Origin of the sequence: Sphingomonas sp. BK481 (assembly GCF_014194875.1) — a bacterium.
In the GTDB taxonomy this organism is placed as follows: domain Bacteria; phylum Pseudomonadota; class Alphaproteobacteria; order Sphingomonadales; family Sphingomonadaceae; genus Sphingomonas; species Sphingomonas aerolata.
Genome location: NZ_JACIAP010000006.1, coordinates 80,492 through 106,970 on the forward strand (window position 1 = coordinate 80,492; position 26,479 = coordinate 106,970).

Consider the following 26,479-nt stretch of genomic DNA (forward strand, 5'->3'; position numbering starts at 1 on the left):
TCACTATGTCGACTGTTTCGCCGCGGGGCGTCGCGCCGCGTCCTGCCACGATGCCCGCCTTCCTGGCCCTGTCCTGCATCGGCGCCTTCACGACCGCGCCGGCGTTCGCCGCCGATGCCGACCGGACGACGGCGACGCCCAAGGCCACGACGGATACGGCCGACGTGCAGCACCGTGACGAGATCCTGGTCAACGGCCACCGCGAACGCGACGCCGGCCCGAAACAGGTCGCGCCGCTGGTCGATACCCCGCGCTCGATCATCGTCCTGCCCAAGGAGGTGATCGAACAGACCGGTTCGAACAGCCTCGCGGATGCGCTGCGCACCGTGCCCGGCATCACCTTCGGCGCCGCGGAGGGTGGCAATCCGATCGGCGACCGCCCCTTCATCCGCGGGTTCGACAGCCAGGGCAGCATCTTCGTCGACGGTGTCCGCGACCTCGCCTCGCAGACGCGCGAGGTGTTCGCGGTGGAGTCAGTCCAGATCGTCCGCGGGTCCGATTCGACGCTCGGCGGCCGCGGCTCGGCGGGCGGCACGATCAACATCCTGTCGCGCCTGCCCGTGCTCGACACGTTCGGATCGCTCAGCGGCAGCTATGGCGAGGCGGACTATAAGCGCGTCACCGGCGACCTGAACCTCAAGATCTCCGACACCGCGGCATTCCGGATCCAGGGCATGTGGCACGACCAGGATGTCGCGGGCCGCGATGCGATCTGGCAGAAGCGCTGGGGCGTGGCGCCCTCCGTCGCGATCGGGCTCGGCACGCCGACCCGGCTGACCGCGAGCTTCTATCACATGGAAAGCAGCGAACTGCCCGACAGCGGCATCCCCTATCTCTACACGATCAACAATCACCCCGGCACCGGCAGCGTCACGACACGGCCCGCGCTCGGTACCGTGACGACCGCGGGCGGCCAGACCGGTTTTGTCTCCCGGAAAAACTTCTACGGGCTGGCCGCGCGCGACTTCCGCGACGCCGACACCAACCAAGCAACGATCCGCGTCGAGCATGATTTCGGCGGCATCACGCTGCGTAACACCGCACGCTACACGCACAGCACGCAAAGCTTCATCTTCACCCTCCCCGACGACAGCCAGGGCAATGTCTATGGCACCACCGCGACCAATACGGGCGCGAACGTGACCAATGGCGGCTATGTCTGGACGCGCGGCAACACGCGCTACGGCTATAGCGAGAGCATCGTCGACCAGACCGACCTGTACGGCAAATTCAATACCGGCGGTATCGAGCACAGCTTCTCGCTCGGCACCGAGCTTTCATGGGAAAAGACGCGGCGCGGCACGTTCGTGTCGGCGAACGGCTCGACGATCTCGCCACGCTGCAACACGGCGACGATCGCGCGCTCCTATTGCGTCAGCCTGTTCGATCCGAACCCCTATGCGCCCTGGGTCAATTACGCGAGCGACACGTCGACGACGCAGACCCCGATCGCACGGGGCGCGCTGTCCACGGAAACGCAGAACGACGCCAATACCAAGGCGGTCTACGCGTTCGATTCGATCACGCTGATCCCCGCGCTGATCCTGAACCTGGGTGCGCGTTACGACCGGTTCGAATCGACGATCACGCTGCCGGGCGCAACGCAGACGAAGCTCACGCGCGTCGACAACCTCTTCAACTGGCAAGCAGGGCTCGTCTTAAAGCCGACGCCTGAGACCAGCCTCTATGCGAGCTACGCGACCGCCGCGACGCCGCCCAACAGCCTGCTCGGCGAGGGCCGCGAGGATAACGCGATCACCGCCGCAGTGCTCGGGCTGTTGAAGCCGCAAAAGACCAAATCGTACGAGGTCGGCGCCAAGGCCAGCCTGTTCGCCGAGAAGCTGCAGCTCGGCGCGGCGGTGTTCCAGACGGAGATTTCCAACGCGCGCGTGCTCGACGACACCAACACCGCGTCGTTCATCGGCGAGACGCGGATCCGCGGGTTCGAGTTCAACGTCAGCGGGACGATCCTGCCCGGCTGGACGGTGTTCGGCGGGTTCACGCATCTCGATCCGAAGATCATCGACGGTGGCTTCACGACGCTGACCGCCCCCGCGATCACGACCACCGCGAACGGGGTGACGACCGTCGTCCAGCCTGCGCGGACCACCGGCGTCGTGTCGGTCAACACCGGCAAGCAGGTGCCGCAGACCGCGAAGAACAGCTTCACCGCGACGACCAGTGTCGATGTGACGCGCCGGCTGCAGATCGGTGGCACGGCACTGTACATGGACGAACAGATCGGCGGCTATGCCGACAATCGCGCCGCGCGACAGACCGCGGCGGGCGTCGTCACGGTAACCCCCGCGACCAAGGTCCTCACCCGCAGCACGCCCGGTTACTGGCGCTTCGATGCGCGGGCCAGTTACAAGCTGACCGACATGATCGACCTCAGCGTCAACGCGCAGAACCTGACCAACAAGACCTATTTCTCGCAGACCTATGCCAGCCACTATGCCACGCTCGCTGCGGGCCGTACGGTGTTCGGCACGGTCAACCTGCGGTTCTGAGGGCCAGAGTGACGGCGCTAGACACACTTTCGCCCGACGCCATCGCCGCGCGCCTCTCCGGCAGTCCGGAGGACCGCGCGGCGTTCGTGCGCGAGGCGGCAGACGCCGGCGTGGCGGAGGCACAGGCGGTCTACGGGCAGATGCTGCTCGACGGCGCCGGTGTCGCGGCCGATCCGGCTGCTGCCCTGGCCTGGTTCATCAGGGCGGCGGCGCAGCATCACGTGATGGCGCTCAACATGGTCGGGCGCTGCTACGATCTCGGCTGGGGCACGCCGGTCGACAAGGCGCGCGCGGCCGAATGCTACCGGGTCGCGGCTGCGCGCGGGCTCGACTGGGCGATGTACAATTACGCGACGCTGCTGGCGCTGGGTGACGGCGTGCCCGAGGACAGGCCGGCCGCGCTCGCCTTGCTGGAGAAGGTTGCCGCGATGAACACAGGGCTTGCAAGCGCGAAGGCGATCAACTTCGTCGGCAGCTTCGCCGAGGATGGCTGGGCCTGCCCCCGCGACCTCGCGCGTGCCGCGGCCTGCTATGCGAGCGCGGCAGAAGGCGGCGATTTCCGCGGCTGTTTCAACCATGCGCGGATGCTCGGTGCGGCGGGCGAGATCGACGCCGCGCTCGGCTGGCTCGAACAGGCCGGCGCGCGGGGCAACGCCGCGTTCGTGACGAAGGCGCAGGCGTTTCTCGCGACCAGCGACATCGCGGCGTTCCGCACGCGCGGCGTCGCGGCATTGCGGGAGGGCGCGCAGTGCTGATCGCGATTCCGGACGTGCTCGATTCCGCCGGCGTCGCGCGGGTCCGTACGTTGATCGACGCGGCCGAGTGGGTCGACGGCAACGCGACCTCGGGCGTGCAAAGCGCACTCGCCAAGCGCAACGAACAATTGCCCGAGGAGTCCGCTGCGACGAAGGACGCCGGTGGCATGATCCTCGACGCGCTGGGGCAGTCGGCGCTGTTCATCGCCGCGGCGCTGCCGCTGAAGGTCTTCCCGCCGCTGTTCAACCGCTATGCCGGCGGGCAGGATTTCGGGCTGCACGTCGACACAGCGATCCGTATCCGCCGCGGCAGCGATTTCCGGATCCGCAGCGACCTGTCGGCGACGCTCTTTCTCGAGGACCCCGCCGACTATGACGGCGGCGAGCTGGTGATCGAGGATCAGTTCGGGCCGCAATCGGTCAAGCTGCCCGCCGGGCACATGGTGGTCTATCCCGCCTCCAGCCTGCACCGGGTGACGCCGGTGACGCGCGGCGTGCGGACCGCGTCGTTCTTCTGGCTGCAGTCGATGGTCCGCGACGACGGCGCGCGCCGGATCCTGTTCGATCTCGATCAGGGCGTGCAGGCGGTCGCCGCGGCGCAAGGGATGGCCGACCCGGCGACGATCCGGCTGACCGGCGTCTATCACAATCTGCTCCGTCGCTGGGCCGATGCGTGACCACGCCCTGCCGATCCGGCCCCTCGTCGCGCTGGTCGCGATCGCGGGGATCAGCAGCCAGTCGAGCGCGCACGCTAACCTAGCGTTTGCCGGAATACCGGACGTGACGATCGACTATTACCTGGTCGATGGCGCCGATGCGATGGCGGTCCGCCGGGCGATCGACGCCGCCCGGCCGACCGATGCGCATGACGGCCGCCGGGTCGATGCGCTGAGCAGCTGGGACCTGCGCTGGTCCTGGCCGCGAACCAGACGCGGCGGCTGCGATCTTGCCGCGGCGACGATCCGCTACAAGGCGACCGTACGCATGCCGCAACTCGCGGCGACCGCCCGGCTGACCGCCGCCGAGCGCGCCGACTGGGACCGCTATGCCGCGGCGCTTGCCCGGCACGAGGCGGGGCATGTCCGCTACACCTATCGCCACCGCGGCGACATTTTGGCCGCGATCCGGCGGGCGACCTGCCGGACTGCGGACGCCGCCGCGCAGGCAGCGCTTGCCACGCTCGACGCCTATCATGTCGCCTATGACCGCGAGACGGCGCATGGCACCAAGGACGGGGCAAGCTTCCCCGCCTCCTGACCCGTCAGGCGAACGCCGCGGCACCCTTCAGATGCTGATAGGCGGCGATGACCTTCTGCAACTCCGATTCATGCGCCCGGTCTCCGCCATTGCGATCGGGATGATAGCGCCGCACCAGCTCGCTATAGCGTTTGCGCAGCGCGGTGCGGTCGGTGTCGGTCCCCAGCCCCAGCACGCGCAGCGATCGCCGCTCGCCATCGGACAGCACGCGGCCGTCCTTGCGCGCCCCCCCGAAACCCGCCGCCATCCGCTCGCCGAACCGCGCGCCGATCGCATCGATCGGGTCGGCAAAGTCCGCCCATTTGGGCGGCGTGTCGCCGCCGCCATGCGCAAAGGCCCGGGTCTCGCGTTCCCATCCCGCCATCGGCCGCTGCGCATGGTGGATCTCGTCCGCGGTCATCCCGTCGAAATAATTATAGCCTGCGTTGAACGCGCGGACATGCTCGAGGCAGAACCAGCGGAACTGCGGCGGCCCGCCATCGCTCGGCCCCTCGAGCGGCGGCGCGCGGAATTCGCCGGGTTCGGCACAGCCCGGCCACATGCACACACGTCCGCTGCCCTCCACGCGCCCGTGGAAACGGGGGCTGGGCCGATCCTTGCGCTCTTTTCTCGCGTCTTGCGTCACCGGCTCCCCGTCTATCCAAGACGGGCTATATAGGTCGGATGACAGACCTCGCCACCGGCTCCGTACAGGACCAGATCACCGCGCGCCTCACCGCCGCGCTCGCCCCGACCCATCTGACCGTCGTCAACGAGAGCGCGCTGCATGCCGGACATATGGGTGACGACGGCACCGGCGAGACGCATTTCCGTGTCGAGGTGGAAGCACCGGCGTTCCAAGGGCTTAACCGCGTCGCCCGGCAACGCCTCGTGAACCACGCGCTCGCCGAACTGCTCAGCACGCAGATCCACGCGCTCGCGATCAAGACGCGTGCGCCTGGAGAGGCATGATGGCCTATACGCTCTGGTACTGGCCCGGCCTTCAGGGCCGCGGCGAATTCGTCCGCCTCGCGCTCGAGGGCGGCGAGATTCCCTATACGGATGCGGCACACGATCGCGGTGCCGAGGCGCTGATGGCCGATCTCAACGACCGCACCGGCCGCACGCCCTTCGCCCCGCCCTATCTCGAACTCAATGGTCTGGTGATCGCACAGGTCGCCAACATCCTGATGTATCTGGGCGAACGCCACGACCTCGCGCCGTCGAACATGGCCGATCGGCTGTGGCTCAACCAGCTCCAGCTGACGTTCGCCGATCTCGTCGCGGAGGTTCACAACGTCCACCACCCGGTCGCGATGATGGACTATTACGCCGACCAGAAGCCCGAGGCCGCGCGCGCCGCGAAGCAGTTCCGCGAGCAGCGGCTCCCCAAATTCCTCGGTCACTTCGAGGATGCGGCACAGGCCAATCCGGGCGAATGGCTGATCGACCATCGCTGGACCTATGCCGACACCTCGCTGTTCCAGATCGTCGAGGGGCTGCGCTACATGTTCCCGCAGCGGATGCGCACGCTCGAGCCCGACTATCCCAACCTGGCCCGCATCCGCGACCAGGTCGCCGAGATCCCCGCGATCAGGGCCTATCTGAACAGCGACCGGCGGATCGCGTTCAACACCGACGGCATCTTCCGCCACTATCCCGAACTCGACGCCGCGTGAGCCTTGGTCGCTTCCCGACATCCAACACCTCCCCGGCGAAGGCCGGGGTCCAGTTGGGGGACAGGCATAACGATGGGCAGCCCTTCGCGATATCGACCTTTCCAACTGGACCCCGGCCTTCGCCGGGGAGGTGCATCGGGCTGTGAGAACCCCGCGCCCCGCCGCGCGCATCCTGCTCGTCGATGCGCAGGACCGCGTGCTGATGTTCCGTTTCACCCCCGACGATCGCCCGCCGCTCTGGTGCACGCCGGGCGGCGCGGTTGATCCGGGCGAGAGCTATGCCGCCGCCGCCCGCCGCGAGCTTTGGGAAGAGGTCGGGCTCGATATGGATTGCGGCCCCGAGGTCGCGCGCCGCGTCGTCGACTTCCGGACCTTCGAGGGCGTCGAGGTGACCGCCGACGAACGCTATTTCCGCGTCGACGTGGATACGTGCGACGTCGCGGCGGGCGGGCTCACCGATCAGGAGCGCAAGCTGCTCGTCGGTCACCGCTGGTTTTCCCGAAACGACATCGCGGGGCATGACGAAGTCCTCTATCCAGCGGACCCCGTCGAACTCCTCGACGCCACGGAGACACGCCATGCTGGATGATTTCGTCCTCCAGACCATCCTGCCCTCGACGCATGATCTGGGCGGCTTCAAGGTCCACCGCACCTTGCCGAACAAGGAGCGGACGATGGTCGGCCCGTTCCTGTTCTTCGACCAGATGGGCCCCGCGCATCTCGAGGTCGGTACGGGCATCGACGTGCGCCCGCATCCGCACATCAACCTGTCGACCGTCACCTATCTGTTCGACGGCGCGATCGACCACCGCGATTCGCTCGGCACGAAGGCACGGATCGAGCCCGGCGCGGTCAATCTGATGACCGCGGGTCACGGCATCGTCCATTCCGAACGCTCGCCCGGTGACGAGCGCGCCGGCGGGCCCAACCTGTCGGGTATCCAGACCTGGCTGGCGCTGCCCGAGGCGGTCGAGGAGATCGATCCCGCCTTCGAACACGTCACCAAGGCGCAGCTGCCGGTGATCGAGGCGCACGGTGCGCGCTCGCGGATCATCATGGGGAGCCTGTGGGGCCAGAGCGCGCCGACCACGACCTATTCGGGCACGATCTACGCCGACATCGCGCTCGACCCGGGTGCGAGCGTGCCGATCGACGCGGCGGCGGAGGAGCGCGCGGTCTATCTCGCCATGGGCGAGGCGACGCTGGAGGGCGTGCCGCTCGAGCCGCAGGTGCTCTACGTGCTGCGCCCCGGGATCGCGGCGACGCTGCGCTCGGCGAGCGGCGGGCGGGCGATGCTGTGCGGCGGCGATGCGTTCACGACACCGCGCCACGTTTGGTGGAACTTCGTCAGCTCGAACCGCGACCGCATCGAACAGGCGAAACGCGACTGGAATGCGGGCAATTTCCCGAAGGTCCCCGGCGACGAGAAGGAACGGATCGAGATCCCGGCGATACCCAAGACGGTCAGCTACCCCTGACCCGCAGATAGATCCTCCCCCGCCAGGGGGAGGATCGCGAAATGGATCCGGCCCTTGTCCCGCCCTGCGCGGTACCGCACACTCCCCCTATCGGTGCAGACCATATCGACCCCCGGCCAGATCCGGGGGCACCACGCGGGAGAGAGACATGACCGAGCTGCAGAGCCTCCGACTATCCACCGGCGTCGACCTCGACGTCGCGATCAGCGGCGATCCCGCCAACCCGCCCGTCATCCTCCTCCACGGCTTCCCCGAATCGCACCGCACCTGGCGCCACATCGCCCCCGACCTCGCGCGCGACCATTATGTCATTGCCCCCGACCAGCGCGGCTATGCGCGCTCGTCGAAGCCCGAGGGCGTCGCGAACTACACCCCCGACAAGATCGTCGCCGACCTGCTCGCGCTCGCCGATCAGCTCAAGATCGACCGTTTCACGCTGGTCGGGCATGACTGGGGCGGCGCGGTCGCCTGGATGGCCGCGCTCCAGCATCCCGACCGCATCGAACGGCTGGTGATCGTCAACGCCCCCCACCCGCTCGTCTTCCAGCGGACGATCTTCGACGATCCCGAACAGCGCAAGGCGAGCCAGTATATCCGCCGCTTCCGCGACACGAGCATCGACCAGGGCCTCACCGGCACAGGGCTCGAGAAGTTCCTCGGCTCGACCTTCGCGCATCACGTGACGCAGGCGATCGCGGGCAAGGACAAGGCCGCCTATCTCGACGAATGGTCACAGCCCGGCGCGATGACCGCGATGCTCAACTGGTACCGCGCCAGCGCGATCGTCGTCCCCGCGATGGACGAGACACCGCCCCGCCCCGCCTTTCTCGACGCACCCTTCCCGCCGATGAAGATGCCGGTCCTGGTGATCTGGGGCATGCGCGACACCGCGCTGCTGCCGAGCCAGCTCGATCTTGCCGACTATGTCCCCGAGCTGACGATCGAGAAGGTCGATGCGGGCCATTTCGTCCCCTGGGAAAAACCCGACGCGGTGATCGCCGCAATGCGCCGCTGGGGGATCTGACTCCCCCTTTGTCAGGATGACGGCAGTGGAGGTACGCCTGACCGCCACCTGTCTGAATCCTGACCAGCACATTCTGAAACCGTTCAGCGGCCGGGGAGCAAATCCCCTGTCATGCCGTTTGATACGGCGTCGAAGACAGGAGAGCATTATGCGTAAGATCATCCTCGCGGCCGTAGCCGCCGCAACCTTGGTCCCCACGTTTGCCAGCGCGCAGAGCTATGGCGAAGTCCGTCGCAGCGACCGTGAAGTGCGTCAGAGCCAGCGCGAACTCCAGCAGGTGCGCCGCTACGGCGACCGCGGCGACGTGCGCGAAGCGCGCCGCGAGCTGCGCGAAGACCGTCAGGAGCGTCGTGAGGACTGGCGCGATTATCGCCGCAGCCACGCCAACGTCTATCGCCGCCCCGCCTATGTCGGCCCACGCGGCTATCAATATCGTCCGGTCAATGTCGGCCACCGGTTCGCGCCGCAATATTACGGCCGCAACTACTGGATCAACGACTACCAGACCTATCGCCTGCCGCGCCCGGGCTTCGGCTATCAGCGCTGGGTCCGCTATGGCCGCGACGTCGTCCTGGTCGACACGCGCAACGGCCGCGTCGCACAGGTCAACAACGGCTTCTTCTACTAAGGCGCCACGACGGCCCGGGAGCGATCCCGGGCCGTATTGTTGTGGCGATCGGGGCGATCCGGTTGCACCCTCCCCAGCCCGATCGTAAAGCCCGGCGCGTGCCAGACTCCCAGATCATCATCGCCGTCCCCAAGGGACGTATCCTTGCCGAGGCTTTGCCGCTGCTCGCCCGCGCCGGCATCCATCCCGAAGCGGCGTTTTCGGACGAGGACAGCCGCGCGCTTCGCTTCGCGACCAACGACCCCGACATCTCGCTGATCCGTGTCCGCGCGTTCGATGTCGCGACGTTCGTTGCGCACGGCGCGGCGCAGCTCGGCATCGTCGGCTCGGACGTGATCGCCGAATTCGGCTATTCCGAACTTTATGCCCCGGTCGATCTCGGCATCGGTCATTGCCGCCTGTCGGTCGCCGAGCCCACCGAGATGGCGGCGAAGGACGATCCGCGCGGCTGGAGCCATGTCCGCGTCGCGACCAAATATCCGCACGTCACCGCTGCACATTTTGCTGCCCGCGGCGTCCAGGCCGAATGCGTGAAGCTGAACGGCGCGATGGAGCTCGCCCCGACGCTCGGCCTCGCGCCGCGCATCGTCGACCTCGTCTCGTCGGGCCGGACGCTCAAGGAAAACGGCCTGGTCGAGGTCGAGCGGATCATGGACGTCACCAGCCGTCTGGTCGTCAACCGCGCCGCGATGAAGACGCGCGCTCGGGTGGTGCCGCTGGTCGAGGCGTTCCGTCGTGCCGTCGAGCAGGAGCAGGCCGCATGATCCGCCTTTCCACCACCGACGCCGACTTCGCCGACCGCTTTACCGCGCTCGTCGAGGATCGCCGCGAATCGGATGCAGGCGTCACGCAGGACGTCGCCGCGATCATCGCGTCCGTCCGCCACGACGGCGAGACCGCGCTGCGCGACCTGACGCAGAAGCACGACCGCCACGACCTCGAAGCGACCGGCTGGCAGATCGACGCCGCCGACTGCAAGGCCGCGTTCGACGCGATCGAGCCCGAGCTGCGCACCGCGCTCGAACTCGCCGCGACGCGGATCCGCGCCTATCACGAGAAACAGCGCCCGACTGACAGCGACTCGGTCGACTCGGCGGGTGTCCGGCTCGGCGCACGCTGGCTGCCGGTCGACGCTGCGGGCATCTATGTCCCCGGCGGCCGCGCGGCCTATCCCTCGTCGCTGCTGATGAACGCGATCCCCGCCAAGGTGGCAGGCGTCGGTCGTCTCGCGATGGTCACGCCGACCCCCGACGGCCAGATCAACCCGCTCGTCCTCGCCGCCGCGCATCTCGCAGGTGTCGACGAGGTCTGGCGCGTCGGTGGTGCGCAGGCCGTCGCCGCACTCGCTTACGGCGCCGGCCGGATCGCGCCCGTCGACGTAATCACAGGCCCCGGCAACGCCTGGGTCGCGGAGGCCAAGCGCCAGGTTTACGGCGTCGTCGGCATCGACATGGTCGCAGGGCCCTCCGAAATCGTCGTCGTCGCGGATGCGCTCAACGACCCCGAATGGACCGCCGCCGACCTGCTCAGCCAGGCCGAGCACGACACCACGACGCAATCGATCCTGTTCACCGACGACGCGGCGTTTGCCGACAAGGTCGCCAACGCGGTCGATCGCCAGCTCAGCGAACTCGCCACCGAGGCGGTCGCGCGCGTCGCCTGGGATGCGAACGGCGCGATCATCGTCGTCGACACGCTGGCGGACGCGATCCCGCTGGTCGACCGGCTCGCCGCCGAGCATCTCCAGCTCGCCATCCCCGACCCGCAAGGGTTCTTCGACCGCATCCGTCACGCGGGCTCGGTGTTCCTCGGCCGCTACACCCCCGAGGCGATCGGCGATTACGTCGCCGGCCCGAACCACGTCCTGCCGACCGGCCGCCGCGCGCGGTTCGCGAGCGGCTTGTCGGTGCTCGACTTCATGAAGCGCACCAGCTTCCTCGCGCTCGACGAAGCCGCCTTGCGTGAACTCGGCCCCGCCACCGTCGCGCTTGCCAACGCCGAGGGTTTGCCGGCCCACGCAAAATCGGTGGCGTTGCGGCTTCGCCTCAACCACTGATTTTTGTTCGCGCGGAGGCGCGGAGGCGCGGAGATGTTGTACGCGGCGCAGCCGCCCCGATCCTCACCAGCGGGTTATTGGAGGGCCGCTGCGCGGTAAGGTCGACACCTCCGCACCTCCGCACCTCCGCGCCTCCGCGCGAACCAATCTTCTTCGCTTAGACACGCCCGAAACGCGAAGGGCTGACACGCAGCCCCCCCGCGCGTACAGGCAACCGCTTATGTCCAGAACCGCTCCCCGCACCAAGGCACGCGCCGCCGCGCGACTCGCCGCCGTCCAGGCGACCTACCAGCATGAGATGGAGGGTACCGCGATGCCCGTCCTGCTCAACGAATTCCATCAGCACCGGCTCGGCGCGACGATCGAAGACGTCGAATATGCCGAGGCGGACGTCGATTTCTTCGACGACCTCGTGACCGGAGCGAATGCCCGCAGCGGCGAGATCGACCTGCTGATCGAGGGCAAGCTCGCCAAGGGCTGGACGCTCGCGCGGCTCGACAAGCCGATGAAGGCGATCATCCGCGTCGGCACCTATGAACTGCTTGCGCGCAAGGACGTCCCCGTCGCCGCGGTCATCAGCGAATATGTCGACGTCGCGCACGCCTTTTACGACAAGCGCGAATCGGGATTCGTCAACGGCCTACTCGACGGCATCGCGAAAGAGGTTCGGGCGTAATCTATCGTCATCCTAGGCTCGACCCAGGACCCAGAGTAACAGGACGGAGCGTTCGTTACTCTGGGTCCTGACTTTCGTCAGGATGACGGTGCTGTATTGGCGGAGGACATGACCGAAGCCGAGTTCATCGCCGCGCTGCGCCGCCTCCCGCTCCACCCCGCGGCACGCGGCCTGAACGACGACACCGCGCTGCTCGACGCAGGGCCCCTCGTCGTCACCACCGACACGCTGGTCGAGGGCGTGCATTTCCTCCCCACCGACCCGCCACAGGACGTCGCGTGGAAGCTCGTCGCGACTAACCTCTCCGATCTCGCCGCCAAGGGCGCGGTTCCCGAGGGCATCCTGCTCAATTACCCGCTCGGCGACGACGCATGGGACCGCACGTTCCTCGAAGGCCTCGCCGACATCCTTACGGCCCATGACACGCGGCTGATCGGCGGCGACACGGTCACCCTCCCCCGAGGTGCGCCCCGCATCCTCACCGTCACCGCCTTCGGCAGCGACGCCGCCGCCCCCGCCCGAAACGGCGCGAAGGCGGGCGATGCGCTCTACGTCACCGGCACGATCGGCGACGCGGGCGCTGGCCTCGCCATCGCGCGCGGCAAGGATGGCCCCCCCGAACTGCTCGCCGCATACCGGCGCCCGCAGCCCCGCCTCGCCGACGGCCGCATCCTCGCGCCACACGTCCATGCGATGATGGACGTGTCCGACGGCCTCCTGATCGACGCCGGGCGAATGGCGCGTGCGAGCGGGCTCGCGGTGGCGATCGACCTCGCCAGCATTCCGCTGTCGCCCGCCTATCGCGCCTTTTCGGGCGATCGGATCGCGGCGGCGACCGCAGGCGACGATTATCAACTGCTGTTCGCCGCACCGAAAGACTTCGTGACCCACGCCACCCGGATCGGCAGTTTCGCGCCCGGCGCCGGACTGGCGCTCCACAACTCGGGCGAGCCGGTCGCGCTGCCCGCCAGCCTTGGCTACGAACACCGCCCCTCCGCATAACTTGCGCAATGTTCCCGCACTGATAGGCTCGACCAATCGGGACTCGGCAAAGCCGAGACCGGGGAGGAACTGAAAAAAGGGATAGTGCCGTATGACGACCGTCTATCTGGCCATGGTCTGCGGCGTCATCGCCGTCCTATATGGCTTCGTCACCAGTCGGCAGGTTCTCGCCGCGTCACCCGGCAATGCGAAGATGCAGGACATCGCCGCCGCCATCCAGGAGGGCGCAAAGGCCTATCTCGGCCGCCAGTACACCACCATCGCGATCGTCGGCGTCATCGTCGCCGTCATCCTGCTCGCCACGCTCGGTGTCATCTCGACGATCGGCTTCGTCATCGGCGCGGTGCTGTCGGGGGTCGCGGGCTATGTCGGCATGAACATCTCGGTCCGCGCGAACGTCCGCACCGCAGAGGCCGCACGCACCTCGCTGCAGGCCGGGCTGACCATGGCGTTCCGCTCTGGCGCGGTCACCGGGATGCTCGTCGCAGGGCTCGGGCTGCTCGCGATCAGCGCCTTCTTCTGGTACCTCACCGGCCCGGCGGGTCACGCGCCCAACGACCGGATCATCGTCGAGGCACTGACCGCGCTCGCCTTCGGGGCCTCGCTGATCTCGATCTTCGCGCGGCTCGGCGGCGGCATCTTCACCAAGGCAGCCGACGTCGGCGCGGATCTGGTCGGCAAGGTCGAGGCGGGCATCCCCGAGGACGACCCCCGCAACCCCGCGGTCATCGCCGATAATGTCGGCGACAATGTCGGCGACTGCGCGGGCATGGCCGCCGATCTGTTCGAAACTTATGTCGTCACATTGGGCGTCACGATGATCTCGATCGCGCTGCTGATCCAGGCGAGCGGCGCCGAGTTGATGCGTCTGATGACGCTCCCGCTGCTCGTCGGCGGCGTGTGCATCGTCACCTCGATCATCGGCACCTACATGGTCCGGCTCGGCGGCGGCAGCATCATGGGCGCACTCTACAAGGGCTTCTTCACCTCGACGATCCTGTCGATTCCCGCCATCTACCTCGCCACGCAGTACGTGCTCGGCGACCTTCACCGCGTGATCGGTGGTGCAGGCTATCTCGATCCCGCGACCGACGACCTGACCACCCAGGCCGCGCCGTCGCTGACGCAGAGCTTCACCGGCATGGACCTGTTCTGGTCGATGATGATCGGGCTGGTCGTCACCGGGCTGATCGTGTGGATCACCGAATATTACACCGGCACCAACCACCGCCCGGTCCAGTCGATCGCCAGGGCATCCGAGACCGGCCACGGCACCAACGTCATCCAGGGGCTCGCGATCAGCCTCGAATCGACTGCGATGCCGACGCTCGTCATCGTCGTCGCGGTGATCGTCGCCTACCAACTCGCCGGGATCATCGGCATCGCCTTTGCCGCCACCGCGATGCTGGCGCAGGCGGGCATGGTCGTCGCGCTCGACGCGTACGGCCCGGTCACCGACAATGCCGGCGGGATCGCCGAGATGGCGGGCCTGCCCGACGACGTCCGGCAGAAGACCGATGCGCTCGACGCGGTCGGCAACACCACCAAGGCGGTGACCAAGGGCTATGCGATCGGCTCGGCCGGGCTCGCCGCGCTCGTCCTGTTCGGCGCCTATACCACCGACCTCGCGACCTATTTCCCGCAGGTCACGGTCGATTTCAGCCTCAGCAACCCGTACGTCATCGTCGGGCTGCTGCTCGGCGCGCTGCTCCCCTATCTGTTCGGCGCGTTCGGGATGACCGCGGTCGGTCGCGCGGCGGGCGCGGTCGTCGAGGAGGTCCGCACGCAGTTCCGCGACAATCCCGGCATCATGCTCGGCACCAGCCGCCCCAATTATGCGCGCACCGTCGATCTCGTGACGAAGGCGGCGATCCGCGAGATGATCGTGCCCTCGCTGCTGCCGGTGCTGTCGCCGATCGCGGTCTATTTCATCATCACCGCGGTCGCCGGCCAGGCCTCGGGCTTCGCCGCACTCGGCGCGATGCTGCTCGGCGTGATCGTCTCGGGGCTGTTCGTCGCGATCTCGATGACCAGCGGCGGCGGCGCCTGGGACAATGCCAAGAAATATATCGAGGACGGCAACCACGGCGGCAAGGGATCCGAGGCGCACAAGGCCGCGGTAACCGGCGACACCGTCGGCGATCCCTACAAGGACACCGCGGGCCCCGCGGTGAACCCGATGATCAAGATCACCAACATCGTCGCGCTGCTGCTGCTCGCCGCGCTCGCGGGGGCCGGGGCGGGCTGATTCGACGCTCCTCGCCCGCAGAGGGGGAGGTGGCAGGCGCGGCCTGACGGAGGGGGCGGCACGCGCTGCCCCCTCCGTAACACCCCCCCGCCAATACCGCCGTAACGGACCCGATAGACCGTCCGCGGATGCATCTGGCTTGGACGGACCGGCTTTTGCCCCCGCATCCTGCCCCGATGCGCAACCGCCCCGAAAACCACCTCTTCTATGGCGACAATCTCGCCGTCCTCCGCAAGGAGATCGCCGACGAGAGCGTCGACCTGATCTATCTCGACCCGCCGTTCAATTCGAACGCCACCTACGGCATCCTGTTCAAGGAACCCGACGGCCGCGCCTCGAACGCGCAGATCGAGGCGTTCGAGGACAGCTGGCATTGGAACGACAGCGCCGAGGAAGCCTTCGACCAGGTCGCGCGCAGCGGCAACACCAAGGCATTCGACCTGCTCAACGCGATGCGCGGGTTTCTCGGCGAAAATGACATGATGGCGTATCTGGCGATGATGGCAGTGCGGCTGCTCGAACTGCACCGCGTCCTGAAACCGACCGGCAGCCTCTATCTCCACTGCGACCCGACCGCGAGCCACTATCTGAAACTTCTTCTCGACGGCGTGTTCGGGCACAAGGCGTATCGGAACGAGATCGTGTGGGACTATTCGTTCCGGCTGATGGACCTGCCGCATTTCTTCAACCGCAAGCACGACGTCATCCTGTTCTACGGCAAGAGTGCTGGGAGCCGTTTCGCCATGCCGAAGACGCCGTGGACGCGCAGCGAACTGCTCGCATCGCGCCGCCAGGCGGTCCATGTCGACGAGGCCGGGGTGGAGTGGATCTGGATGCCGGGCGGCAAGGGGCATTCCAAAAACAAGCTTCGCCGCATTGACGATATCCTCGCCGGCGGCAAAGCGATGTCGGACGTCTGGCCGATGCCGATCCTGTCGTCGTCGTCGAAGGAGCGGTTCGGCTATCCGACGCAGAAACCGGTCGCGCTGCTTGAGCGTATCATCGCCGCCTCATCCCGCGAGGGGGATGTCGTCCTCGATCCCTTTTGCGGTTGCGGCACGGCGGTCCACGCGGCGCAGAAGCTCGGCCGCCAGTGGATCGGGATCGACGTCACGCATCTTGCGATCTCGCTGATCGAAAAGCGGATGCGCGACGCCTTTCCCGCCGTCATGTTCAGTGTCGAGGGCACGCCGACCGACCTCGCCTCCGCACGCGATCTGGCACTGCGCGACAAATACCAGTTCCAGTGGTGGGCGGTGTCGCTGGTCGATGCGCTCCCTTTTGGCGGCCGCAAGAAGGGGGCGGATGGCGGGATCGACGGGCTCATCTATTTCAACGATCACGATGTCGCCGCAGGAAAGATGGTCACGCACCGCGCGATCGTCTCGGTCAAGGGCGGGCTCAATCCCGATGTGACGATGGTCGAGACGCTCGCGGCGACGATCGCGCGCGAAAAGGCGCCGATCGGCGTGCTGATCATGAACGCCAGGCCCACGCGCGAGATGGAGCGCCGCGCCGCCGCGGTCGGCATCTACCGCGCCGGCGTCGACGAGACGTTCCCGCGGCTTCAGATCCTCACGCTCGCCGACCTGTTCCAGGGCAAGCGGCCGCGGATCCCCAATGTCGACCGCGCCGCCTTCCGCCGCGCCGCGCGCGAAGCCACGGGCACACAGCCCGGGCTGCTGTGACGCGCCCTTGTTTCGGACGCGGCGAACACCGACATCCAGGTCTGAGGGGCGCGTATGGGCATAAGGGCCATGCGCGCCTTTCGGGCGTGCTTTCCTTTTTCGCCAAGCTGCGGTAAGGGCGCTCGTCCCGAAATTCCCCCAATTCAGAGATTATATTTGGCCAAGGAAGAACTGCTCGAGATGCGCGGCCGCGTGGTGGAACTCCTCCCCAACGCGATGTTCCGGGTACAGCTCGAAAACGACCACGAGATTCTCGGTCACACCGCCGGCAAGATGCGCAAGAACCGCATCCGCGTGCTGGTCGGCGACGAGGTGCTGTGTGAGCTCACCCCGTATGATCTGACCAAGGGTCGCATCACCTACCGCTTCAAATAAGCGCTGGCCGCGGGTCGTCCGCGGTCGTGCAGCAAGATCGAGGCAATTGTGCTCGTCCTAGCCTCCTCCTCGCCCCGCCGCCGCGACCTGCTGGCGCGGCTCGGCGTCGTGCCGTCGCGCGTGGCGTCCCCCGATATCGACGAAAGCCCGCACCGGGCCGAAGTGCCGCGCGCCTATGCGCTGCGTCTCGCGGTCGAGAAGGCATGCGCGGTCGATCGCGCGGCGGGTGAGATCGTCATCGCCGGCGACACCACCATCGCGCTCGGCCGCCGCATCCTGCCGCCCGCCGATACGCCCGACATCCAGCGCGACCTGCTCGGCAAATTGTCCGGGCGACGTCATCACTGCCTGTCCGCGGTCTGCGTGATCGACGCCGCCGGCACCGTCCGCACCCGCCTCGCCGACACGATCGTCGCGTTCAAGCCGCTCTCGAGCGCCGAGATCGACGACTACATCGCGTGCGGCGAAGGGCTCGGCAAGGCGGGCGGCTATGCGATCCAGGGCCGCGCGGAGGCGTTCGTGCGCTTTCTCTCGGGCAGCCATTCGGGGGTCGTGGGGCTCCCGCTGTTCGAAACCCGCGCGCTGCTGAAGACCGCCGGCCTCGCGCTTGCCTGAACCCGGTCCCGTCTGGCTCTACGAAGCCGGCATCGGCGAAGACCGCGCCGCGCTGGTCGAGAATGACCAGATCGTCGAGGCACTGATCGAGCGCGACGACGTGGCGCTGCGCGTCGGCCATGTCGCGCGCGCACGCCTCGTCGAGGCGCTGGGCGGCGGGCGCGGCCGCATCGCGCTCGACGGCGGCGAGGCGCTGGTCAGCCATCTGCCGCCCGGCATCACGCAGGGCGCCAGCCTGACCGTCGAGATCGTCCGCGAGGCCCTGCCCGAGGCCGGCCGCGCCAAGCTCGCCAAGGCGAACGCCACCGATCGCCCACCCTGCGCCGCGCCGACGCTGTACGACCGTCTCGTCGCGACCGGCCTGCCGATTCACGCCCCGCGCGCGCACGAGCCCGATGCGCTGGAGGCCGCCGGCTGGTCCGAACTGCTCGACGAGGCGATGAGCGGCGAGATCGTCTTCCCGCTCGGCGCGCTGCGGCTGTCACCGACCCCGGCGATGACGCTGTTCGATGTCGACGGCGCGCCGCCGCTCGACCCGCTGGCGGTCGCCGCCGCGCACGCCGTCGCGCGCGCGATCCGCCGCCACGGGATCGGCGGCTCGATCGGCGTCGACTTCCCCACCATCGCGGGCAAGGCGCAGCGAAACGCCGTCGCCGCGGCGATCGACGCGACGCTGCCGCCCCCGTTCGAACGGACCGCAGTCAACGGCTTCGGCTTCCTGCAGATCATCCGCCCGCGCGCCCGCGCCTCGATCCCCGAGATCCTGCGCGCCGATCCCGTCGGTGCCGCCGCTCGCGCCGCGTTGCGCACGCTCGAGCGCACCCCGCCGACCGCCCCGCGGCGCCATGCGCTGCCCGCCGCGGTCCATGGCCGCCTCATGGCGCACCCCGACTGGCTGGCGACGCTCGCCCGTCGTACGGGCGTCGTCCACGATCTGGAGAGCCGCTGATGCCCGCCGTGAAATGCCCGATCTGCGGCCAGCCCTCCGTCCCCGACTACGCCCCCTTTTGCTCGAGCCGGCACCGCGACCGCGACCTGCTGCAATGGCTCGGCGAAGGCTATCGCATCCCCGGCCGCGCAATATCGCAAACGGGGCTAGACAGCGGTGAAGAGCCCGACTAAACGCGCCCTTCCGATCGCACGATCGGCCCTTCATCCGATCCTGATCGGACGATGCCCGGATAGCTCAGTTGGTAGAGCATGCGACTGAAAATCGCAGTGTCGGCGGTTCGACCCCGTCTCCGGGCACCATTTTGCCCTTCTGCCGCGACCGCGGACTTCAAGCTCCGGCGAGCGTCAATGTGCGCTCAGCAGCCGCATCTTGCCGCTCATGGTCCAGCCTCTCCCGGGCGGCCATCGAGCCTATAGTCTGATCAATTGTGCTCCAGATCGCATGGCGCTCCGGCATTGAGAGCCGTTTTGACTTCACTCGGACAAATACTTGCAAAGCCCGACATCCGGGTTAGTGTGAGCGCTATCGCAAATGCTAAATTGCGCATCTCCTTCTGAAGTCGGAGACATGCAATTCGGTCGCCCATGCCCCACGCACGATGAGGCAATGCGACCCATGAGGGGAAGCCAGGATGGGCTCGACGACGTCTGCTGCTTCCACCGTTGCGGCCCAAAACCCGACGCTCGCCCGGCGTGGCCCTGCAGTCGCGCACGTGATCAGCGTTGCCGCGCTGACCTGCGCGCTGCCCGCCTTCGCGCAAGACATTGCCATTCAGAGCAACACGCTACCCCTGCCCGCGATAGACGGGGCTGGTAACGACATAGTCGTCAGCCTCCGCGCACGCACGGCGGTGATGCCCGGCTCGATCGAAAACGACGCCCCGACACACCGTCTGGTGGCCAGCCCGCCTCACCACCGCGATCGTATCCACCGTTTCGTTCGCTCCGGGCTCCAGCCCGTCTGACCTGCCAGAGGACCCATCAAATCATGCAACGCCTGCCCGTGCGTCTCGCCATCGCCGTCCTTCTCGCCAGCAGCGCGTCCGCCGCGCTGGCCGCCCCGCGCCTCGACGGCGTGCTGACCGATCACGCGGTGATCCAGCGAGGTCAGCCGATCGCGCTGACCGGCGAGGCGGCGGCGGGGGAAACGGTGATGATCACGCTGGCGGGGCGTTCGGTCACGGCAAAGGCGGACCGGGCCGGCCGCTTCGCTGCGGAATTGCCCGCGCTCGACGCCGGCGGTCCCTATGATCTGACGATCGCGGCGCAGAGCGGCGCGGCAGTGCTGCATGATGTGCTGATCGGCGATGTCTATCTGTGCTCGGGCCAGAGCAACATGGAACTGGCGGTCAGCGAGGCGCAGGACCTGATCCCCGATGCTCATGCACCCGTCGACGCCAGCCTGCGCCTGCTGACCATCCCGAAGCGCGCCGCCGCGACGCCCGTCGCGCGGCTCGATGATGCGGTGCGCTGGACCGTCGCCGGCCCGGCGAGCCAGCCCACCTTCTCCGCGGCCTGCTTCTACATGGCGCAAGCGCTGCGGCGAAGCGCGGCCGTGCCGATCGGTGCGATCCATGCGAGCTGGGGCGGGTCGCGGATCAGCGCGTGGATGAGCGACCCCGCGCTGCGGCGGGCGGGGCTCGGCGACCAGGCGGATCTGCTGGCGCTCTATGCCCGCGATCCCGGGGCGGCGAACCGGCGTGCGATGACGCTGTGGGAGACATGGTGGCGGACCGGATCGGGCGACGCGGTCGGCCGCGAGCCGTGGCAACCCGGCGCAGCGCTCGACTGGCAGGCGGTGCCCGCGATGACCAATTTCGAGACCTGGGGCATCGCCGACCTCGCCAGCTACAACGGCATGCTGTGGTATCAGCGCAGCGTCGAGATCACCGCCGAACAGGCGCGCGGTCCCGCCACGCTCGTGCTGGGGACGATCGACGATGCCGACCGGACCTGGGTCAACGGGATCGGTGTCGGCGGCAGCAGCCTCGCCTCACAATCGCGCGTCTATGCACTACCCGTCGGCACGCTGAAGGCCGGGCGCAACGTCATCACCGTCAACGACGACGACGTCTATGCCTATGGCGGGATGACCGGTCCTGCGGACACGATGCGGATCACCTTCGGGGACGGGAGCAGCGTGCCGCTCGGCGACGGCTGGCGCTATGCGAAGGCACAGCGGATCGCGGGTTCCGCCCCCCGGGTGCCGTGGGACGACATCAACGGCGCCGGGACGCTCTACAATGCGATGATCGCACCGCTTGGCCGGACGCGCGTCGCCGGGATCGCCTGGTATCAGGGCGAGTCCGACACCGGCATTCCGGGCTATGATCAGCGTCTCACCGCGCTGATCGCCGACTGGCGCACGCGTCTCGGCAGCCCGCAGGCCGGCTTCGCCATCGCCCAGCTCGCCGGCTACGGCGCACCGTCCTTTGCGCCGGGCGAGAGCGGCTGGGCCACCGTGCGCGATGCGCAACGTCGCGTCGCCGCCGCGGACCGCCACGCCGGCGTCGCGGTCACGCTCGACATCGGCGATGCGCTCGACATCCATCCGGGCGAAAAGCATGCGGTGGGGCAACGCCTTGCCCAGGTCATGCGGGCGACGGTCTATGGCGAACGGATCGCACCCTCGGGCCCGGCCCTCGCCCGTGCGCAGCGTGCCGCCGGTGGTGGCGTCGCGCTCGACTTTTCCGGCGTGACCGGCGCGCTGCACGCGAAAAGCGCGCGCGAGGCGATCGGGTTCGAGATGTGCGGCGCCGCCGCTGCAAGCTGTCGCTACGCATCCGGCACGGTCGTCGGCACGCAGGTGACGCTGCCCGGCGACGGCCAGCCCGTCACGCGGGTCCGCTATGCCTGGTCGGACGCGCCCGCGATCAACCTGGTCGACGATGCGGGGCTGCCCGTCGGCCCGTTCGAAACGCCGCTATCGTGACGCGCCGGCGGCGACGTCCGGCGAGCATGGGGGAGACGATGATGCGCAAGACTATGATGCCCACCCGGCGCGCGGCAATCGGCCCGTCGCTCGCGCTTGCGATGGCGCTCGTCGCGGCCCCCGTCGCTGCGCAGACCAGCCCGGCCGCGCCCGACCAGGCCACGGTCATGGCCACCGCGCTCGTCGCGCAGCTTCGCGCGGACGAGAAGCTGCCCCAACTGCTCAACGTCGCGCCCGCAATCCCGAGGCTCGACATTCCGGCCTATAACTGGTGGACGGAATCGCTCCACGGCGCGCTGGGGCCGATCGCGACGACCAATTTCCCCGAGCCGATCGGTCTGGCCGCCAGCTTCGATTCGCCGCTCGTCCAGGCGGTAGCAGGCGCGATCAGCACCGAGGTCCGCGGGCTCCACACGCTCGCGCGCGAAACCGGGCGGGTCGGGCATATCGGAACCGGGCTCGACAGCTGGTCCCCCAACATCAACATCTTCCGCGATCCGCGCTGGGGACGCGGCCAGGAAACCTATGGCGAGGATCCCGTCCTGACCGCGGCGATGGGCGTCGCCCTCGTCCGCGGACTGCAGGGCCCCGATCCGGAGCACCCGCAGGTCATCGCCACGCCGAAGCATTTCGCCGTCCATAGCGGGCCGGAAGCCACGCGACACCAGGCGAATGTCTATGTCTCGGCGCACGACCTCGAGGATACGTTCCTGCCGGCGTTCCGCGCGGCGATCGTCGACGGACAGGCGGGGTCGGTCATGTGCGCGTATAACCGCATCGATGGTCAGCCCGCCTGTGCCAGCGACCCGCTGCTCAAGACGCATCTGCGCGGCGCCTGGGGGTTTTCGGGCTATGTCGTGTCCGATTGCGACGCGGTGAAGGACATTGCCGACAACCACAAATATGCCCCCGACGGCGCGGCCGCGGTCGCCGCGGCACTGCGCGCGGGAGTCGACAATGAATGCAGCGGGGATACGCTGAGCGACACGGCGGGGCTCGACGCCCGCTATCGCACCGCGTTGCAGCGCGACCTCGTTACCCCGGCCGATATCGATCGCAGCCTCGTCCGGCTGTTCGCGGCGCGCTACCGCACCGGCGATCTGCCCGGTCTGGCCGGCGCGCCCGCGGCGGTGCCGGTCGACGCGGTCGGTGCCGCCGAGCATCGCCGCCTCGCGCTGACCGCCGCCGAACGGTCGATGGTGTTGCTCAAGAATAACGGCGTCCTGCCGCTGCGCGCCGGGACGAAGGTCGCGGTGATCGGGCCGCTGGGCGACGCCACGCGGGTGTTGCGCGGCAATTACGCATCGCCCTTGTCGGGACCGCCCGTCTCGATCGTCGACGGCCTGCGCACGACGCTCGGCACTGACAGAATCACGCTGGTCCCGTTCGGCGAGTCGGTGACCGACGGCGACCGCGTTCCGACCTCCGCGCTGCAGACCCCCGATGGCAAGCCGGGCGTGCTCGCACGCTATTACAACCCGGTCGCCCCGCTGCCGACCGCTTTTGCCCCCGGCACGCGCGACGCGATCGTCGCGGCGGTGCGCTATCGGGACACCCCCATCGTGACCCGGATCGAACCCGATGTCGGCGACCGTCAGCTCGCGCTGGCCGGGGTCGCCGACGTGCACCGGACGATCCGGACCGGATTCCTCATCCCCCCCGAAACCGGCACCTATCGCCTCGGCCTGTCGGGCGGGGGTGGCGTGCTGGAAGTCGACGGGGTGGTCGTGTCGGACCGTCGCAAGGCGCGCTGGAACGATCTGCCCGGGATGAAGACGCTCACGCTCACCGCCGGGCGACGCTACCGCATCGAGGTCGACGGCGGCGGCGGCGATCTCGTCTGGAAACGCGTATCGGACGATCCGACCGCCGCGCTGAAACGCGCCGCTGCGGCGGCCGACATCGTCGTCGCGGTCGTCGGCCTTACCTCCGATCTCGAAGCCGAAGAAACCGGCGTCAGCGTCCCGGGCTTTGCCGGCGGCGACAAGACCACGCTCGACCTTCCGGCCGACCAGATCGCGATGCTCGAACAGGCGCGCGCCGCGGGCAAGCCGATCGTGCTGGTCGCGATGAACGGCAGCCCGATCAATCTCGCCTGGGCCAGGGATCACGCGGCCGCCATCCTAGAGGCCTGGTACCCGGGCGAACAGGGCGGGCTCGCCGCGGCGAATATCTTGACCGGCCGGACCAATCCGTCGGGTCGGCTGCCGCTGACCTTCTACCGTAGCGTTGCCGATCTGCCGCCGTTCGGCGACTATGCGATGGCCGGACGCACCTATCGCTATTTCACCGGCACGCCGGTCTATCCGTTCGGGGCGGGGCTCAGCTACACGCGCTTCGCCTATGACGCGATCCGGGTCGAACCTGCGCCGGGCGGAGCGGAGACCGGCATCCGCGTCACCGCGCGGCTCCGCAATATCGGCAAGCGCGCGGGCGCCGAAGTCGCGCAGCTCTACCTCGATTTCCCCGACCGGCCCGGCACGCCGCGGATCGCGCTGCGCGGATTTCGCCGCGTCGACCTCAACCCCGGAGAAACCCGCATGCTCAGCTTCGACCTGTCGCCGCGCGACCTCAGTTCGGTCGCGCTCGACGGCACGCGATCGGTCGCCGCCGGCACGTACCGCGTGACGCTGGGGTCGGGCCAGCCCGGCACCGGCGTTCCGGGCACGACGACAAGCTTCACCGCGCGCGCTTCCGCGGCGCTGCCGCTATGATCGCCCGCTCGGTCCTGCTGCTCGGCACCGCGCTCGCATTCGCCGGTGCCGCCGCCCCGCCCGCCCATGCCGCCCCCCGCGATCCGCTTGCGGCGACCGGCCGGTGGAGCGCGAATGCCGATGGCCACGCCCCCGTCCCGCCGATGGGCTGGAATTCGTGGAACGCGTTCAACAGCGATGTCGACGAGGAGAAGGTGCTCGCCTCCGCGCAGGCGCTGGTCGACACGAAGCTGGCAACGCTCGGCTATCGCTACGTCAATATCGACGACGGCTGGTGGCTGAAGCGCCGCCAGCCCGACGGGCGGATGATCATCCGCACCAGCCACTTCCCGTCTGCGGCGACCGGCCCCGACACCAGCTTCCGCCCGCTCACCGACCGGCTCCACGCGATGGGGCTGAAGGCCGGGATCTATTCGGACATCGGCCGCAACAGCTGCGGCCAGATTTACACCCCCGATTTCAAGAACCAGCCTGAAGGCAGTGTCGCCGAACGCGAAGTCGGGCTCTACGGCCATGTCGATCAGGACATGAAGACCTATTTCCGCGACTGGAATTTCGATTTCATCAAGGTCGATGCCTGCGGTATCCGGGGGTTGCCCGCGGACGCGCCGCGCGTGCGATCGGGTCTCTATCGCGCGCTGCCACCGCTGGTCGACATGCAGTCGCTCGGCCGGTCCGACGTGGCGGGTATCCGCCGCCTCTATGAAGATGTCGGGGCGGCGATCCGCGCCGAGGCGGCGGGACGGCCCTATGTCTATTCGCTATGTCTCTGGGGCGCGGGCGACGTGCGCGCCTGGGGCAAGGACGTCGGCAACACCTCGCGCACCAGCGACGACATCCAGCCGCTCTGGCCGCGCATGCTGACCAATATGGACACCGTGACGCACCGTGCGCTCTATGCGCATCCCGGGTCGTGGAACGACGCCGACATGCTGTTCGTCGGGTCGGGGGATTTCGATCGCAGCCATCTCGTCGAGGCGCGGGCGCATTTCACGCTCTGGGCAATGCTGAACTCGCCGCTGATCATCGGCTATGACCTGCGCAAGCTGACGCCCGATCTGCTCGCGATCTTCGGCAATGCCGACATCGTCGGGCTGAACCAGGACCCGGCCGGCAATCAGGCGGTGCTCGCCTATGACTCGGACGAGGTGCAGATCCTCGTCAAGACGCTGGCCGACGGCAGCAAGGGCGTCGCGGTCGTCAACCGGACCGCGCAGCCCGCCAAGGCGACGCTGACCGCCGAGCATCTCAAGCTGCGGCCCGATACCGATGTCCGGTTGCGCGACCTGTGGAGCAAGGCGGACAGCAGCTTCCGCAAGGACATGGCCCTGTCGCTGGCCCCGCACGAGACGCGCGTGTTCCGCGCCGCCGGCACCCGGCGTCTTGCCGACGGGCTCTATCTTTCCGAACAGACCGGGCGGGTCAATCCGGCGGTGGACGGGGTCGCATCGCCCCAGGCCGATCCGACCATCCACCATTCGATCACCCCCTGGATCGGCACGCACGGCCCGGGCGAGCATCCGCAATATGGCGGCTGGGGCGGAGCCGAGGCGGACCGGGCACCTTTTGGCAAGCTGTTGCGGATCGCCGGGACGGACTTCGACACGGGGCTCGGCGTGCTCGGTCAGTCGCGTCTCGAGGTGCGCAATGCCGGGTTCACGCGCTTCGCAACGAAGGTCGGCGTCAACGATTCCGGCACCCCCAAAGCCGGCACGGTCACGTTCGAGGTCTGGGGCGACGGGCGCCTGCTCGCGACCTCGCCGGCGATGGCGTTCGGCATGGTCGCCGCGCCGCTGCGCGCGGACATCAAGGGGGTGCGGATCGTCGAACTCGTCGCCCGCGGCAGCACCTCGACCGCGACGCAACCCGTCGCCTGGGCGGAGGCGGCGCTGCTGCGATAACAGCGGGTGGC

General features: G+C 68.4%; 25 protein-coding genes and 1 tRNA gene. 25 read left to right on the forward strand and 1 reads right to left on the reverse strand.

Annotation, left to right across the window (positions count from 1 at the left end):
- Positions 1 to 5: 5 nt before the first annotated feature.
- From FHY04_RS13070 to FHY04_RS13085, 4 genes are read left to right on the forward strand one after another with little or no spacing between them, the layout of a single operon-like run.
- Complete coding sequence (locus FHY04_RS13070) at positions 6 to 2,510, forward strand: TonB-dependent siderophore receptor (protein WP_183936756.1); 2,505 nt, start codon at positions 6 to 8, stop codon at positions 2,508 to 2,510.
- An 8-nt stretch (positions 2,511 to 2,518) separates the two neighbouring features.
- The gene (locus FHY04_RS13075; protein WP_183936757.1) at positions 2,519 to 3,265 is read left to right on the forward strand and encodes a tetratricopeptide repeat protein; all 747 of its coding nucleotides are present in this window, start codon (positions 2,519 to 2,521) and stop codon (positions 3,263 to 3,265) included.
- A complete protein-coding gene (locus tag FHY04_RS13080; RefSeq protein ID WP_183936758.1) occupies positions 3,259 to 3,942 on the forward strand; it encodes a Fe2+-dependent dioxygenase in 684 nt (227 codons plus the stop codon). The genes FHY04_RS13075 and FHY04_RS13080 overlap by 7 nt, the downstream gene beginning before the upstream one ends.
- On the forward strand, positions 3,935 to 4,522 hold the full coding sequence (locus FHY04_RS13085) for a DUF922 domain-containing protein (protein ID WP_183936759.1): 588 nt from the start codon (positions 3,935 to 3,937) through the stop codon (positions 4,520 to 4,522). The genes FHY04_RS13080 and FHY04_RS13085 overlap by 8 nt, the downstream gene beginning before the upstream one ends.
- Positions 4,523 to 4,526: 4 nt before the next feature.
- On the opposite strand, the gene FHY04_RS13090 is transcribed toward FHY04_RS13085, so the two are convergent.
- Complete coding sequence (locus FHY04_RS13090; protein ID WP_183936760.1) at positions 4,527 to 5,063, reverse strand: J domain-containing protein; 537 nt, start codon at positions 5,061 to 5,063, stop codon at positions 4,527 to 4,529.
- A 122-nt stretch (positions 5,064 to 5,185) separates the two neighbouring features.
- On the opposite strand from FHY04_RS13090, the gene FHY04_RS13095 reads away from it, so the two are divergent.
- From FHY04_RS13095 to FHY04_RS13195, 21 genes are all read left to right on the forward strand, one after another.
- Entirely contained in the window at positions 5,186 to 5,473 is a 288-nt protein-coding gene (locus tag FHY04_RS13095) for a BolA family transcriptional regulator (RefSeq protein WP_183936761.1), read from the forward strand.
- Positions 5,473 to 6,180 (forward strand): glutathione S-transferase, encoded by a 708-nt coding sequence (locus FHY04_RS13100; RefSeq protein ID WP_183936863.1) that lies wholly within the window; start codon positions 5,473 to 5,475, stop codon positions 6,178 to 6,180. Before FHY04_RS13095 ends, FHY04_RS13100 begins: the two co-directional genes overlap by 1 nt.
- Before the next feature lie 202 nt (positions 6,181 to 6,382).
- Positions 6,383 to 6,769 carry an NUDIX hydrolase gene (locus FHY04_RS13105; protein ID WP_409349167.1) on the forward strand — a complete coding sequence of 129 codons (387 nt, stop codon included), beginning with the start codon at positions 6,383 to 6,385 and terminating at the stop codon, positions 6,767 to 6,769.
- A complete protein-coding gene (locus tag FHY04_RS13110; protein WP_183936763.1) occupies positions 6,759 to 7,658 on the forward strand; it encodes a pirin family protein in 900 nt (299 codons plus the stop codon). The genes FHY04_RS13105 and FHY04_RS13110 overlap by 11 nt, the downstream gene beginning before the upstream one ends.
- 148 nt (positions 7,659 to 7,806) lie before the next feature.
- A complete protein-coding gene (locus FHY04_RS13115; protein WP_183936764.1) occupies positions 7,807 to 8,682 on the forward strand; it encodes an alpha/beta fold hydrolase in 876 nt (291 codons plus the stop codon).
- Between the two features lie 148 nt (positions 8,683 to 8,830).
- A complete protein-coding gene (locus FHY04_RS13120; protein WP_183936765.1) occupies positions 8,831 to 9,310 on the forward strand; it encodes an RcnB family protein in 480 nt (159 codons plus the stop codon).
- A gap of 98 nt (positions 9,311 to 9,408) precedes the next feature.
- The gene (gene hisG, locus FHY04_RS13125) at positions 9,409 to 10,074 is read left to right on the forward strand and encodes an ATP phosphoribosyltransferase (RefSeq protein ID WP_031441074.1); all 666 of its coding nucleotides are present in this window, start codon (positions 9,409 to 9,411) and stop codon (positions 10,072 to 10,074) included.
- A complete protein-coding gene (gene hisD, locus FHY04_RS13130) occupies positions 10,071 to 11,366 on the forward strand; it encodes a histidinol dehydrogenase (RefSeq protein ID WP_183936767.1) in 1,296 nt (431 codons plus the stop codon). Before hisG ends, hisD begins: the two co-directional genes overlap by 4 nt.
- A 220-nt stretch (positions 11,367 to 11,586) precedes the next feature.
- On the forward strand, positions 11,587 to 12,042 hold the full coding sequence (gene nusB, locus FHY04_RS13135) for a transcription antitermination factor NusB (protein WP_031396492.1): 456 nt from the start codon (positions 11,587 to 11,589) through the stop codon (positions 12,040 to 12,042).
- Positions 12,043 to 12,150: 108 nt separating this feature from the next.
- Positions 12,151 to 13,044, forward strand: coding sequence for a thiamine-phosphate kinase (gene thiL / locus FHY04_RS13140; protein ID WP_183936768.1), 894 nt, complete (start codon positions 12,151 to 12,153; stop codon positions 13,042 to 13,044).
- A gap of 91 nt (positions 13,045 to 13,135) precedes the next feature.
- Positions 13,136 to 15,292, forward strand: a complete 2,157-nt coding sequence (locus FHY04_RS13145) for a sodium-translocating pyrophosphatase (RefSeq protein WP_183936769.1) — start codon at positions 13,136 to 13,138, stop codon at positions 15,290 to 15,292.
- Between the two features lie 176 nt (positions 15,293 to 15,468).
- Complete coding sequence (locus FHY04_RS13150; RefSeq protein ID WP_183936770.1) at positions 15,469 to 16,980, forward strand: DNA methyltransferase; 1,512 nt, start codon at positions 15,469 to 15,471, stop codon at positions 16,978 to 16,980.
- A gap of 156 nt (positions 16,981 to 17,136) precedes the next feature.
- Complete coding sequence (gene infA, locus FHY04_RS13155) at positions 17,137 to 17,355, forward strand: translation initiation factor IF-1 (RefSeq protein WP_031441079.1); 219 nt, start codon at positions 17,137 to 17,139, stop codon at positions 17,353 to 17,355.
- A 45-nt stretch (positions 17,356 to 17,400) separates the two neighbouring features.
- The gene (locus FHY04_RS13160) at positions 17,401 to 17,970 is read left to right on the forward strand and encodes a nucleoside triphosphate pyrophosphatase (protein ID WP_031441080.1); all 570 of its coding nucleotides are present in this window, start codon (positions 17,401 to 17,403) and stop codon (positions 17,968 to 17,970) included.
- Positions 17,963 to 18,919, forward strand: coding sequence for a ribonuclease (locus FHY04_RS13165; RefSeq protein ID WP_183936771.1), 957 nt, complete (start codon positions 17,963 to 17,965; stop codon positions 18,917 to 18,919). The genes FHY04_RS13160 and FHY04_RS13165 overlap by 8 nt, the downstream gene beginning before the upstream one ends.
- Entirely contained in the window at positions 18,919 to 19,092 is a 174-nt protein-coding gene (locus tag FHY04_RS13170; protein WP_183936772.1) for a DNA gyrase inhibitor YacG, read from the forward strand. Before FHY04_RS13165 ends, FHY04_RS13170 begins: the two co-directional genes overlap by 1 nt.
- A gap of 53 nt (positions 19,093 to 19,145) precedes the next feature.
- Positions 19,146 to 19,221: transfer RNA gene (locus tag FHY04_RS13175), tRNA-Phe, on the forward strand.
- Positions 19,222 to 19,553: 332 nt separating this feature from the next.
- A complete protein-coding gene (locus FHY04_RS13180; protein ID WP_107931635.1) occupies positions 19,554 to 19,886 on the forward strand; it encodes a hypothetical protein in 333 nt (110 codons plus the stop codon).
- Positions 19,887 to 19,909: 23 nt separating this feature from the next.
- Positions 19,910 to 21,853 carry a sialate O-acetylesterase gene (locus FHY04_RS13185; RefSeq protein ID WP_183936773.1) on the forward strand — a complete coding sequence of 648 codons (1,944 nt, stop codon included), beginning with the start codon at positions 19,910 to 19,912 and terminating at the stop codon, positions 21,851 to 21,853.
- Between the two features lie 41 nt (positions 21,854 to 21,894).
- A complete protein-coding gene (locus tag FHY04_RS13190) occupies positions 21,895 to 24,567 on the forward strand; it encodes a glycoside hydrolase family 3 C-terminal domain-containing protein (protein ID WP_260171515.1) in 2,673 nt (890 codons plus the stop codon).
- Positions 24,564 to 26,468: an NPCBM/NEW2 domain-containing protein gene (locus FHY04_RS13195; protein WP_183936774.1), complete on the forward strand. Its 1,905-nt coding sequence runs from the start codon at positions 24,564 to 24,566 to the stop codon at positions 26,466 to 26,468. Before FHY04_RS13190 ends, FHY04_RS13195 begins: the two co-directional genes overlap by 4 nt.
- The last annotated feature ends 11 nt before the right edge of the window (positions 26,469 to 26,479 follow it).